The organism is Streptomyces sp. NPDC056486, assembly GCF_042795295.1.
In the GTDB taxonomy this organism is placed as follows: Bacteria; Actinomycetota; Actinomycetes; order Streptomycetales; family Streptomycetaceae; genus Streptomyces.
The window spans coordinates 1-12,799 of record NZ_JBHTSF010000213.1 but is presented as its reverse complement, the minus strand read 5'-3'; the positions used below and the strand labels follow the sequence as shown (position 1 = coordinate 12,799).

Here is a 12,799-nt window from a genome sequence, read left to right as displayed (position 1 = left end):
CGTTCAACACCACGTGCCCCGCCCGTCGGCGAAGTCTGGACGCTCAGCGAAGGAAGGGGTCCACCGCGACCGCCACGAACAGCAGCGAGACGTAGGTGATCGACCAGTGGAAGAGCCGCATCTCCTTGAGCTTGCCGCCCGTGGCCTCCGCCTTGGCGCGGTTCTGCAGGCCGTGCGCCTCCCACAGCCACCAGCCGCCGGTCACGAAGGCCACCACCGTGTAGAACCAGCCGGTGTAACCGAGCGGCTGGAGCAGCAGCGAGACGGCGACCATCACCCAGCTGTAGAGGACGATCTGACGCGCGACCACCTTGTTCGACGCGACGACCGGCAGCATCGGCACGCCCACGCGGGCGTAGTCGTCCTTGACCTTCATGGACAGCGGCCAGTAGTGCGGCGGCGTCCAGAAGAACATGACGAGGAAGAGGATGACCGGCGCCCACGACACGGAGTCGGTGACCGCGGACCAGCCGATGAGGACCGGCATGCAGCCCGCGATGCCGCCCCAGACGATGTTCTGCGAGGTGCGGCGCTTGAGGATCATCGTGTAGACGACCACGTAGAAGAGCAGGGCACCGAGGGCGAGCCAGGCGGACAGCCAGTTGACGACGAGTCCGAAAAGCAGCGTGGAGGCGATCGCGAGCGCGATGCCGAAGACGAGGCACTCGCGGGGGCTGACCATGCCCGTGACCAGGGGCCTCTGGGACGTGCGGTCCATGAGGGCGTCGATGTCACGGTCGATGTACATGTTGAGCGCGTTGGCTCCACCCGCCGACAGGTAGCCGCCGAGGCAGGTCACGAAGACCAGCCACAGGTCGGGCACCCCCTGTTCGGCGAGGAACATCACCGGAACGGTGGTGATCAGGAGGAGTTCGATGATTCGCGGCTTGGTCAACGCCACGAACGCCATGACACGGGCCCCGAGCGGCCGGTGGCTTGGGCTAGAGCTCGTCCCAATTGCTCCCGCTGGACGGGATTCAACGGCCGTCACGCACACCCCTGACAGAGACTTCCCAGCGAGCCGCGTCGGACGTTCAGAAATGAAGATCCGGTAAAGGCTCACGCGTACCACGCCACTGTAGACGTTGCCCATACCTCGCCCTTCGCGGGGGTGGGGTCGTGTTGAGCGGCGTGTTGAGCCGCCCGAAACTCGGCCCGACACCCATTCAGATGAGCGGTGCGGCACTCGTTCTGAGAGTCCAGATGAGCGGCTTTCGGATCACATGGTGAACACCACGGATCCCTTTCGAGAGGCGGATCCCGGCGCACCCCCGCAGTCTGGAATCACTCGAAAAAATGCACGTCTTTACAGCGGTAGGCTCGACATCGGCCGGTGAGATCTACATCGCCGGCATTCGACATGTGGAGAGGAGCCCTGACTCAGGGTGAGCACCAAGCCGACCACCACAGACCTCGAGTGGACCGAACTGGACCAGCGGGCTGTTGATACTGCCCGCGTCCTGGCCATGGACGCCGTACAGAAGGTCGGCAACGGCCATCCTGGTACGGCCATGAGCCTCGCGCCTGCCGCGTACACGCTCTTCCAGAAGGTGATGCGGCACGACCCCGCGGACGCCGAGTGGACCGGGCGCGACCGGTTCGTTCTTTCCGCGGGCCACTCGTCCCTGACCCTCTACATCCAGCTCTACCTGGCCGGTTTCGGCCTGGAGCTCGATGATCTGAAGGCGTTCCGCACCTGGGGTTCGAAGACCCCGGGACACCCGGAGTACGGGCACACCACGGGCGTGGAGACGACGACGGGGCCGCTCGGCCAGGGCGTCGCGAACGCCGTGGGCATGGCGATGGCCGCCCGTTACGAGCGTGGCCTGTTCGACCCGCAGACCGCCGCCGGCGAGTCGCCGTTCGACCACTACATCTTCGCGATCGCCGGTGACGGCTGCCTCCAGGAGGGCATCTCCAGCGAGGCGTCGTCCCTGGCCGGGCACCAGAAGCTCGGCAACCTCGTACTGCTGTGGGACGACAACCACATCTCCATCGAGGGCGACACCGAGACCGCGGTCTCCGAAGACACCATGAAGCGGTACGAGGCCTACGGCTGGCACGTCCAGCGCGTGGAGCCCAAGGAGGACGGCGACCTCGACCCGGCCGCCCTCTACCGCGCGATCCAGGCCGCGAAGGCGGAGACGGAGCGCCCCTCCTTCATCGCCATGCGCTCGATCATCGCCTGGCCCGCGCCGAACGCGCAGAACACCGAGGCCGCGCACGGCTCGGCGCTCGGTGACGAAGAGGTCGCGGCCACCAAGCGCGTCCTCGGCTTCGACCCGGAGCAGACCTTCGAGGTCTCTGACGAGGTCCTCGCGCACACCCGTGCGGCCCTGGACCGCGGCAGTGACGCCAAGACCGAGTGGGCGAAGGACTTCGCGTCCTGGCGCACCGCCGAGTCCGAGCGCGCCGCCGAGTTCGACCGCATCGCCGCGGGCGAGCTGCCGCAGGGCTGGGAGGAGAAGCTCCCGGTCTTCGAGGCGGGCAAGGGTGTCGCGACGCGTGCCGCGTCCGGCAAGGTCCTGCAGGCGCTCGGCGCGGTGGTCCCCGAGCTGTGGGGCGGCTCCGCCGACCTCGCGGGCTCGAACAACACCACGATCGACAAGACGTCGTCGTTCCTCCCCGCGGGCAACCCGCTGCCGGAGGCCGACCCGTACGGCCGTACGGTCCACTTCGGTATCCGCGAGCACGCCATGGCCGCGGAGATGAACGGCATCGCGCTGCACGGCAACACCCGCATCTTCGGCGGCACCTTCCTGGTGTTCTCCGACTACATGCGCAACGCCGTCCGTCTCTCCGCGCTGATGCACCTCCCGGTGACGTACGTGTGGACGCACGACTCCGTCGGTCTCGGCGAGGACGGCCCGACGCACCAGCCGGTCGAGCACCTGGCTTCGCTGCGCGCCATCCCGGGCCTGAACGTGGTCCGCCCCGCGGACGCGAACGAAACCGCCGTCGTGTGGCGCGAGATCCTCAAGCGCTACACGAAGGAGTTCGGCAAGGGCGCCCCGCACGGCCTCGCGCTGACCCGTCAGGGCGTGCCGACGTACGACCGCGAGGTCACCGAGGGCGCGGTCAAGGGCGGTTACGTCCTGTTCGATGCCGACGGCGGCAAGCCCGAGGTCGTCCTCATCGGCACCGGCTCCGAGGTGCAGCTCGCCGTCGAGGCGCGCGAGCAGCTCCAGGCCGCGGGTGTTCCCACCCGTGTCGTCTCGATGCCGTGCGTCGAATGGTTCGAAGCGCAGGACCAGGGGTACCGCGACAGCGTCATTCCGCCGTCCGTCAAGGCGCGCGTGGCGGTCGAGGCGGGCATCGGCCTGACCTGGCACCGCTTCGTGGGCGACGCCGGGCGCATCGTCTCGCTGGAGCACTTCGGTGCCTCGGCCGACGCCAAGGTGCTCTTCCGTGAGTTCGGCTTCACCGCCGATCACGTGGCATCCGCCGCCCGGGAATCGATCGACGCCGCTCAGCGCTGACGCCGACATACGACCTAGTAGGAGATGTAATCCTCATGACAGACGCACTCAAGCGCCTTTCCGACGAAGGCGTCGCGATCTGGCTGGACGACCTGTCGCGCAAGCGGATCACGTCCGGCAACCTCGCCGAGCTGATCGACCAGAGCCACGTCGTGGGCGTCACGACGAACCCGTCGATCTTCCAGAAGGCCATCTCGCAGGGCGACGGTTACGACCAGCAGCTCACCGACCTCGCCGCCCGCGGGGTCACCGTCGAAGAGGCCATCCGCATGATCACGACGGCGGACGTCCGTGACGCCGCCGACATCCTGCGCCCGGTCTTCGACGCGACGAACGGCCAGGACGGCCGTGTGTCGATCGAGGTCGACCCGCGCCTGGCGCACAACACCCAGGCGACGGTCGCCGAGGCCAAGCAGCTCGCGTGGCTGGTGGACCGCCCGAACACGCTCATCAAGATCCCGGCGACGAAGGCGGGCCTGCCCGCGATCACCGAGGTCATCGGCAGGGGCATCAGCGTGAACGTGACGCTGATCTTCTCGCTCGAGCGCTACCGCGAGGTCATGGACGCGTTCGTGGCGGGCCTGGAGAAGGCGAAGGCCGCGGGCCTCGACCTCTCCACGATCCACTCGGTGGCGTCCTTCTTCGTGTCCCGCGTGGACACCGAGATCGACAAGCGTCTCGACGGCATCGGCACGGACGAGGCCAAGGCCGCCAAGGGCAAGGCCGCCCTCGCCAACGCCCGTCTGGCGTACGAGGCGTACGAAGAGGTCTTCTCCTCCGACCGCTGGGCCGCGCTCGACAAGGCGCAGGCCAACAAGCAGCGTCCGCTGTGGGCCTCCACCGGTGTCAAGGACCCGGCGTACAAGGACACCCTGTACGTCGACGACCTGGTCGCGCCGAACACGGTGAACACCATGCCGGAGGCGACCCTGGAGGCCACCGCCGACCACGGCCAGATCACCGGCAACACCATCGCGGGGACGTACGACACCGCGCGCGCCGAGATCGAGGCCGTCGAGAAGCTCGGCATCTCGTACGACGAGGTCGTGCAGCTGCTGGAGGACGAAGGCGTCGAGAAGTTCGAGGCCTCCTGGAACGACCTGCTCAAGTCGACCGAGGCCGAGCTCAAGCGCCTCGCTCCCTCGAAGGGCTGACCACTTTGTCAAGCAGCAATCCGCTGCGTGACGCCGCAGACCGACGGCTCCCGCGTATCGCGGGGCCGTCGGGCCTGGTCATCTTTGGCGTCACGGGCGATTTGTCCCGTAAAAAGTTGATGCCCGCTGTCTACGACCTCGCCAACCGAGGCCTGTTGCCGCCGGGCTTCTCGCTCATCGGCTTCGCCCGCCGCGACTGGGAGGACGAGGACTTCGCCCAGGTCGTCCACGACGCGGTCAAGCAGCACTCGCGTACGCCGTTCCGCGAAGAGGTCTGGCAGCAGCTCATCCAGGGGATGCGCTTCGTCCAGGGCAACTTCGACGACGACGCCGCGTTCGAGCAGCTCAAGGCCACCATCCAGGACCTCGACAAGGCACAGGGCACGGGCGGCAACTTCGCCTTCTACCTCTCCGTGCCGCCGAAGTTCTTCCCGCAGGTCGTCCAGCAGCTCAAGAAGCACGAGCTCGCGGACGCCCCGGCCGGATCCTGGCGCCGCGCGGTCATCGAGAAGCCCTTCGGGCACGACCTGGCGTCCGCCAAGGACCTCAACTCGATCGTGCACGAGGTGTTCGACCCGGACCAGGTGTTCCGGATCGACCACTACCTCGGCAAGGAGACCGTCCAGAACATCCTGGCGCTCCGCTTCGCCAACCAGATGTTCGAGCCGATCTGGAACCGGTCGTACGTGGACCACATCCAGATCACGATGGCCGAGGACATCGGCATCGGCGGCCGCGCCGGCTACTACGACGGCATCGGCGCCGCCCGTGACGTCATCCAGAACCACCTGCTCCAGCTGATGGCGCTGACCGCGATGGAGGAGCCCGCCTCCTTCGACGCGAACGCGCTGGTGGCCGAGAAGGCGAAGGTCCTGGGCGCCGTGCGGCTGCCCAAGGACCTCGGCGAGAGCACGGTCCGCGGGCAGTACGCCGCGGGGTGGCAGGGCGGCGAGAAGGCCGTCGGCTACCTCCAGGAAGAGGGCATCGACCCCAAGTCGAAGACCGACACCTACGCGGCCATCAAGCTGGAGGTGGACAACCGCCGCTGGGCGGGCGTCCCGTTCTACCTGCGCACCGGCAAGCGCCTCGGCCGACGCGTCACGGAGATCGCGGTCGTCTTCCAGCGCGCTCCCCACTCCCCCTTCGACCACACGGCGACGGAGGAACTGGGCCAGAACGCGATCGTCATCCGCGTCCAGCCCGACGAGGGCATCACGGTCCGGTTCGGCTCCAAGGTGCCCGGCACCTCGATGGAGATCCGCGACGTGTCGATGGACTTCGCCTACGGCGAGTCCTTCACCGAGTCCAGCCCGGAGGCGTACGAGCGCCTGATCCTGGACGTCCTGCTCGGCGACGCCAACCTCTTCCCGCGCACGGAGGAGGTCGAGCTCTCCTGGAACATCCTCGACCCGATCGAGGAGTACTGGGACAAGCACGGCAAGCCCGCGCAGTACCCGTCCGGGACCTGGGGCCCGTCCGAGGCGGACGAAATGCTCGCACGAGACGGACGGAGCTGGCGTCGCCCATGAAGATCGACCTTACGGACTCTACGTCCAGCAAGATCAACAAGGCCCTCGTCAAGGGGCGCAGGGCGATCGGCACCCCGGCAGTCGGCATGGTGCTCACCCTCGTCATCGTCACCGACGAGGAGAACGCCTACGACGCCCTGAAGTCGGCCAACGAAGCGTCCCGCGAGCACCCCTCGCGCACGCTGGTCGTCATCAAGCGCGCCGCGCGCTCCCCCCGCGACCGCACGACGTCGCGCCTCGACGCCGAGGTACGGGTCGGCGCGGACGCGGGCACCGGCGAGACAGTGGTCCTGCGTCTCTACGGCGAGGTCATCAACCACGCCCAGTCGGTCGTCCTGCCGCTGCTGCTTCCCGACGCCCCCGTGGTCGTGTGGTGGCCGGTCAACGCGCCGCTCAACCCGGCCAAGGACCCGCTCGGCGCGCTCGCCCAGCGCCGCGTCACGGACACGTACGCCGCCGAGCAGCCGATCCACGAGCTGACCGCGCGCGCCGAGGCCTACCACCCCGGCGACACGGACCTGTCCTGGACCCGGATCACCCCGTGGCGCTCGATGCTCGCGGCCGCTCTCGACCAGGTCACCTGCAGGGTCACCTCCGTCGAGGTGGAGGGCGAGGAGTTCAACCCGAGCTGTGAGCTGCTCGCCATGTGGCTCGCGGACCGGCTCTCCGTCCCCGTGAAGCGCTCGCTCTCCGCGGGCCCGGGCCTCACCGGCGTACGCATGGACACCGACTGCGGTCCCATCGTGCTCGGCCGGGCCGACGGCTCGCTCGCCACGCTCTCCATCCAGGGGCAGCCCGACCGTGCGGTGGCGCTCAAGCGCCGCGAGACGGCCGAGCTGATCGCCGAGGAGCTGCGCCGCCTCGACCCGGACGACACCTACGCGTCCGCGCTGAGGTACGGCGTGGACCGCCTGGGCGAGTCGGCGGAGCAGACGACGGTTCCTGAGGTGGAGGAGCCCGCCGAGGCGGCCAAGAAGACGGCCCCCGCGAAGAAGGCACCGGCCAAGAAGGCGGCGGCGAAGTGACCGCGGCCCCGCAGCTGGTCGTCCACCGCGACAAGGAGCTGATGGCGCAGGCCGCGGCGGCCCGCCTCATCACGAAGATCGTCGATGCGCAGGCCGCCCGCGGCTACGCGTCGGTGGTCCTCACCGGTGGCCGCAACGGCAACGGCCTCCTTGCGGCGCTGAGTTCGTCCCCGGCCAAGGACGCGATCGACTGGTCGCGCCTGGATCTGTGGTGGGGCGACGAGCGCTTCCTGCCGGACGGCGACCCGGAGCGCAACTACACCCAGGCCAAGGAGGCACTGCTCGACTCGGTGCCCCTGAACCCGGCCCGGGTGCATCCGATGCCCGCGTCGGACGGCGCGTACGAGGTGGACGCGGCGGCCGGAATCTACGCGGCCGAGCTGACCGCGGCTGCGGGGCCCGAGGACCATGGTCCGGTGCCGACGTTCGACGTACTGATGCTCGGCGTCGGCCCGGACACCCATGTCGCCTCGCTCTTCCCGGAGTTGCCCGCGGTCCGCGAGAGCGAGCGGACGGTGGTCGGCGTGCACGGCGCGCCCAAGCCGCCGCCCGTACGCATCACGCTCACGCTCCCGGCGATCCGGGCGGCACGTGAGGTGTGGCTGCTCGCGGCCGGCGAGGACAAGGCGAACGCCGCGGCGATCGCCCTGTCGGGCGCGGGCGAGGTACAGGCGCCCGCGGCGGGCGCGTACGGCAGGTCGCGGACGCTGTGGCTGCTCGACTCCGCGGCGGCCTCGCAGCTGCCGCGCGATCTGTATCCGCCGTCCTCTCCCTGAACGGCTCGCACAGCATCAAGGCCCGGTCCGCCTCTCGGCGGGCCGGGCCTTGATGTTTCAGTGGCTCAACGCCCGCGCAGGGTGCGGTACTTGGCGACAAGCGCCGTCGTCGACCCGTCGAGGTCCGGCACGTCCGCGCCCTCGGTCAGGGCGGGCTCGATGCGCTTGGCGAGCACCTTGCCGAGCTCGACGCCCCACTGGTCGAAGGAGTCGATGTTCCACACGGCGCCCTGCACGAACACCTTGTGTTCGTAGAGCGCGATGAGTTGACCGAGAACCGACGGCGTCAGTTCCTTGGCGAGGATCGTCGTCGTCGGGTGGTTGCCCTGGAACGTCTTGTGCGGGACGAGTTCGTCCGGCGCACCTTCGGCCCGCACCTCTTCGGGCGTCTTGCCGAAGGCCAACGCCTGCGTCTGCGCGAAGAAGTTGGCCATCAGGAGGTCGTGCTGGGCGACGAGGCCGGGCAGCAGATCGGCGACGGGCTCGGCGAAGCCGATGAAGTCGGCCGGGATCAACTTCGTGCCCTGGTGGATGAGTTGGTAGTACGCGTGCTGTCCGTTGGTGCCCGGCGTGCCCCAGACCACCGGACCCGTCTGCCAGTCGACCGGCTCGCCGTCACGGTCGACGGACTTGCCGTTGGACTCCATGTCCAGCTGCTGGAGGTAGGCGGTGAACTTGGAGAGGTAGTGCGAATAGGGCAGGACGGCGTGCGACTGGGCGTCGTGGAAGTTGCCGTACCAGATGCCCAACAGGCCAAGAAGCAGCGGCACGTTGGACTCGGCGGGCTCGTTACGGAAGTGCTCGTCGACGAGGTGGAAGCCGTCGAGCATCTCCCGGAAGGCGTCCGGGCCGACGGCGATCATCAGCGAGAGACCGATCGCGGAGTCGAACGAGTAGCGACCGCCGACCCAGTCCCAGAACTCAAACATGTTGGCCGTGTCGATACCGAAGTCGGAGACCTTCTCGGCGTTCGTCGACAGGGCCACGAAGTGCTTGGCGACCGCGCTCTGGTCGGCGCGCAGGCCGGTCAGGAGCCAGTCGCGCGCGGAGGTCGCGTTCGTGATCGTCTCGATCGTGGTGAACGTCTTCGATGCGATGATGAACAGCGTCTCGGCCGGGTCCAGGTCCCGCACGGCCTCGTGCAGGTCGGCGCCGTCGACGTTCGACACGAAGCGCACGGTGAGATCGCGGTCGGTGAAGGACCGGAGCGTCTCGTACGCCATCGCGGGGCCGAGGTCCGAGCCGCCGATGCCGACGTTGACGATGTTCTTGATGCGCTTGCCGGTGTGCCCGGTCCACTCGCCGGAGCGGACCTTGTTCGCGAAGACGGCCATCTTGTCGAGCACGGCGTGCACGGCGGGCACCACGTTCTCGCCGTCGACCTCGACCACCGCGTCGCGCGGGGCGCGCAGCGCGGTGTGCAGGACGGCGCGGTCCTCGGTGGTGTTGATCTTCTCGCCGCGGAACATGGCGTCCCGCAGACCGAAGACGTCGGTGGCCGCGGCAAGCTCGCGCAGGAGCGTCAGTGTCTCGTCGGTGACGAGGTGCTTGGAGTAGTCGATGTGCAGGTCACCGACCTGGAGCGTGTAGCCGGTGCCGCGCGCCGGATCCTTGGCGAAAAGCTCACGCAGCTGCACCTCCCCCAGCTGCTCCCGGTGCTTGCTGAGCGCCGCCCATTCGGGCGTCTGGTTGAGCCTGGCGCGGCTTTCTGCGTTCATCTCGGACTTCAGCCTTCTCTCGTACCTGTGTACGTACCTTGCCCCGCTGCACGTTCCAACCTAATTGATCAGGGCCCGATATGAGATCTCTGAAGCTGTCTGTCCGGACACGCGCCGGTAAACGCCACGCGAAAAGCACAGCGGCCGGACATCGTCCGATGTCCGGCCTTCATACGCTCTAGATCTCGCCCCGCAGTTTGGCAAGCGCCTCCGCGAGAATCGCCTCGCCGTCCGCGTCGCTGCGCCGTTCCCGTACGTACGCCAGGTGCGTCTTGTACGGCTCGGTGCGGGGCGGGTCCGGCGGGTTGTCCCGGTCCTGACCGGCGGGGAAGCCGCAGCGGGGGCAGTCCCAAGTATCGGGAACCTGCGCGTCGCTGGCGAAGCTGGGCACCGTCTCGTGTCCGTTGGAGCACCAGAAGGAGATGCGCAGTCGCGGCGCGGACTCACCGCGCTCGGCCTCGCCCATCGGCCCCGCCCCGACCCGACTTCCACGGATCGCGTTGCCACTTGCCACGGTCGTAACTCCCTGCGTGATGGTGCTGCTGCGGGCGCCTCAGTCTACGTAAGGCCCAACGCGCGTCCAGTGTTCGGAGTTACACCCTCACCCCGACACGCAAGCCCCATGATAATCCGCGTTTTGAGGCGCGCACCGTACATGGGGCTTTAAGCGAAGCTTTAGCAAGGTAGCAATCAAGCCGCTTCCGCGGTCAGTTGTTCACCTTCATCAACAGGCCGAGCACGACGATGCACGCGAACCAGCAAAGACCGACCACGACAGTGATGCGGTCGAGGTTGCGCTCGGCGACGGACGAACCGCCGACGGACGACTGCATGCCGCCACCGAACATGTCGGAAAGACCGCCGCCCTTGCCCTTGTGCATCAGCACCAGCAGCATCATCAGCAGGCTGAAGACGATCAGGGCGATCGAGAACCCCATAACCACGGCTGGACCAACTTCCTCGGATCTGAATCGATTCTCTATCGACGACGGGGGCCGGTGCCTCTGGATGAGAAGCCGCCCGGCCCCCGCAAGGGTACGACGTATCGGCGCTACCGCATACTCACTGGTCGCGGAACCGGACGATCTTGACGAACTCGTCCGTGTCGAGCGCCGCACCACCGATGAGGGCACCGTCGACGTCGGGCTGCGCCATGATCGCGGCCACGTTGCCGGACTTCACGGAGCCGCCGTACTGGATGCGCACCTTGTCGGCGAGCTCCTGCGAGTACAGCTCGGCGAGGCGGCCGCGGATCGCACCGCAGACCTCCTGGGCGTCCTCGGGGGTCGCGACCTTGCCGGTGCCGATGGCCCACACCGGCTCGTACGCGATGACGATGGACTCGACCTGCTCGGCCGGCACGTCCTTGAGACCGCCGTCGAGCTGGGCGAGCGTGTACTCGATCTGCTGGCCGGCCTCGCGGATGTCCAGGCCCTCGCCGATGCAGAGGATCGGGGTCAGGCCGTGCTTGTAGGCGGCCTTCACCTTGCCGTTGCAGATCTCGTCGCTCTCGTCGTGGTACTGACGGCGCTCGGAGTGGCCCACGGCCACGTACGTGCACTTCAGCTTGGAGAGCATCGGGCCCGAGATCTCGCCGGTGTACGCACCGGCGTCGTGCGCCGAGATGTCCTGGGCGCCGTACTTGATCTTGAGCTTGTCGCCGTCGACCAGGGTCTGCACCGAACGCAGGTCGGTGAAGGGGGGCAGGACGGCGACCTCGACGGCGTCGTAGTCCTTGTCGGCAAGGGCGAAGGCGAGCTTCTGGACGTGCGCGATGGCCTCGAGGTGGTTGAGGTTCATCTTCCAGTTGCCCGCCATCAGCGGGGTACGCGTAGTCATCAGGTGTCAGTTCTCCAGTGCGGCGAGGCCGGGGAGCGTCTTGCCCTCGAGGTATTCGAGGGAGGCGCCACCGCCGGTGGAAATGTGGCCGAATGCGTTCTCGTCGAAACCCAGGATCCGGACGGCGGCGGCGGAGTCGCCACCGCCGACGACCGTGAAGGCCTCGGAGTCGAGGAGAGCCTGGGCGACCGCCTTGGTGCCCTCGGCGTAGTCGGGGTGCTCGAAGACGCCCATCGGCCCGTTCCAGAAGACGGTGGCCGCGTCGGCGAGCTTCGAGGCGTAGAGCTTGCAGCTCTCGGGGCCGATGTCGAGACCCCCCTGGCCGGCCGGGATGGCGTCCGCGGCGACCGTGGTGGGGTGGGACGGGGCCTTGGTCTTCAGGTCCGGGAACTCGGGGGAGACCAGCACGTCGACGGGGAGGACCAGCTCGACGCCCTTCTCCTGTGCGCGCTTGATGTACTCCTTGACGACCGGGACCTGGTCCTCCTGGAGGAGGGAGGAGCCGACCTCGTGGCCCTGGGCCTTGAGGAAGGTGTACGCCATGCCGCCGCCGATCAGGAGACGGTCGGCCTTGCCGAGCAGCTGGTCGATGACGGCCAGCTTGTCGGAGACCTTGGCGCCGCCGAGCGCGACGACGTACGGGCGCTTGACGTCCTCGGTGAGCTTCTTGAGGACGCCGACCTCGGTGGCGATGAGGTAGCCCGCGTAGTGCGGAAGACGCGCCGGAAGGTCGTACACGGAGGCGTGCTTGCGGTGCACGGCGCCGAAGCCGTCGCCCACGTAGACATCGGCGAGGGCGGCCAGCTGGTCGGCGAACTCGCCTCGCTCGGTGTCGTCCTTGCTGGTCTCGCCCGCGTTGAAGCGGAGGTTCTCGATGACGGCGACCTGGCCGGGCTCGAGACCGTCCACCGCGTCGTGCGCGGCGGGGCCGACGGTGTCCTGGGCGAACGCCACGGGCTTGCCGAGGAGTTCACCGAGGCGCTCGGCGGCGGGAAGCAGCGAGAACACCGGGTCCGGGGCGCCCTTGGGGCGGCCCAGGTGCGAGGCGACGATCACCTTGGCGCCCGCACCGGCGAGCTTGGTGACGGTCGGCAGGACGGCGCGGATCCGGCCGTCGTCGGTGATGGTGCCGTCGGCGAGCGGCACATTGAGGTCGGCGCGGACGAAGACCCGCTTGCCTTCGACCCCTTCGGCGAGAAGTTCGTCGATCGTCTTCATGGCTGGACTCCAGGACTCCTTAAGAGGGCTGATGACGTGCAACAGGGTCCGGACCACGCAG

11 protein-coding genes are annotated in these 12,799 nt (G+C 68.2%); 5 read left to right on the top strand and 6 right to left on the bottom strand.

What is annotated here, in order from left to right; genetic code table 11:
• Positions 1-43: 43 nt before the first annotated feature.
• Positions 44-997, bottom strand: coding sequence for a heme o synthase (locus tag ACFQ7F_RS41820; RefSeq protein ID WP_383283372.1), 954 nt, complete (start codon positions 995-997; stop codon positions 44-46).
• Positions 998-1,385: 388 nt separating this feature from the next.
• Between ACFQ7F_RS41820 and tkt the strand changes: the two genes are divergently transcribed.
• Genes tkt through pgl form a run of 5 tightly spaced genes read left to right on the top strand, consistent with a single transcriptional unit; the run spans position 1,386 to position 7,963 of the window.
• Positions 1,386-3,479 (top strand): transketolase, encoded by a 2,094-nt coding sequence (gene tkt / locus ACFQ7F_RS41815; protein WP_383283366.1) that lies wholly within the window; start codon positions 1,386-1,388, stop codon positions 3,477-3,479.
• Between the two features lie 35 nt (positions 3,480-3,514).
• Positions 3,515-4,633 carry a transaldolase gene (tal, locus tag ACFQ7F_RS41810; RefSeq protein ID WP_383283363.1) on the top strand — a complete coding sequence of 373 codons (1,119 nt, stop codon included), beginning with the start codon at positions 3,515-3,517 and terminating at the stop codon, positions 4,631-4,633.
• 5 nt (positions 4,634-4,638) lie between these two features.
• Positions 4,639-6,162 carry a glucose-6-phosphate dehydrogenase gene (gene zwf, locus ACFQ7F_RS41805; protein WP_383283360.1) on the top strand — a complete coding sequence of 508 codons (1,524 nt, stop codon included), beginning with the start codon at positions 4,639-4,641 and terminating at the stop codon, positions 6,160-6,162.
• The gene (gene opcA / locus ACFQ7F_RS41800; RefSeq protein ID WP_383283357.1) at positions 6,159-7,187 is read left to right on the top strand and encodes a glucose-6-phosphate dehydrogenase assembly protein OpcA; all 1,029 of its coding nucleotides are present in this window, start codon (positions 6,159-6,161) and stop codon (positions 7,185-7,187) included. The genes zwf and opcA overlap by 4 nt, the downstream gene beginning before the upstream one ends.
• The gene (gene pgl, locus ACFQ7F_RS41795) at positions 7,184-7,963 is read left to right on the top strand and encodes a 6-phosphogluconolactonase (RefSeq protein ID WP_383283354.1); all 780 of its coding nucleotides are present in this window, start codon (positions 7,184-7,186) and stop codon (positions 7,961-7,963) included. Before opcA ends, pgl begins: the two co-directional genes overlap by 4 nt.
• Before the next feature lie 65 nt (positions 7,964-8,028).
• On the opposite strand, the gene pgi is transcribed toward pgl, so the two are convergent.
• The 5 genes from pgi to ACFQ7F_RS41770 form a co-directional block, all read right to left on the bottom strand.
• Positions 8,029-9,681 carry a glucose-6-phosphate isomerase gene (gene pgi / locus ACFQ7F_RS41790; RefSeq protein WP_383283351.1) on the bottom strand — a complete coding sequence of 551 codons (1,653 nt, stop codon included), beginning with the start codon at positions 9,679-9,681 and terminating at the stop codon, positions 8,029-8,031.
• Between the two features lie 178 nt (positions 9,682-9,859).
• Positions 9,860-10,195: an RNA polymerase-binding protein RbpA gene (locus tag ACFQ7F_RS41785; protein ID WP_078077905.1), complete on the bottom strand. Its 336-nt coding sequence runs from the start codon at positions 10,193-10,195 to the stop codon at positions 9,860-9,862.
• 193 nt (positions 10,196-10,388) lie between these two features.
• Positions 10,389-10,619 carry a preprotein translocase subunit SecG gene (gene secG / locus ACFQ7F_RS41780; RefSeq protein ID WP_383283369.1) on the bottom strand — a complete coding sequence of 77 codons (231 nt, stop codon included), beginning with the start codon at positions 10,617-10,619 and terminating at the stop codon, positions 10,389-10,391.
• A 124-nt stretch (positions 10,620-10,743) separates the two neighbouring features.
• Positions 10,744-11,520 carry a triose-phosphate isomerase gene (tpiA, locus tag ACFQ7F_RS41775; protein ID WP_383283348.1) on the bottom strand — a complete coding sequence of 259 codons (777 nt, stop codon included), beginning with the start codon at positions 11,518-11,520 and terminating at the stop codon, positions 10,744-10,746.
• 6 nt (positions 11,521-11,526) lie between these two features.
• The gene (locus tag ACFQ7F_RS41770; protein ID WP_383283345.1) at positions 11,527-12,738 is read right to left on the bottom strand and encodes a phosphoglycerate kinase; all 1,212 of its coding nucleotides are present in this window, start codon (positions 12,736-12,738) and stop codon (positions 11,527-11,529) included.
• Positions 12,739-12,799: the final 61 nt, after the last annotated feature.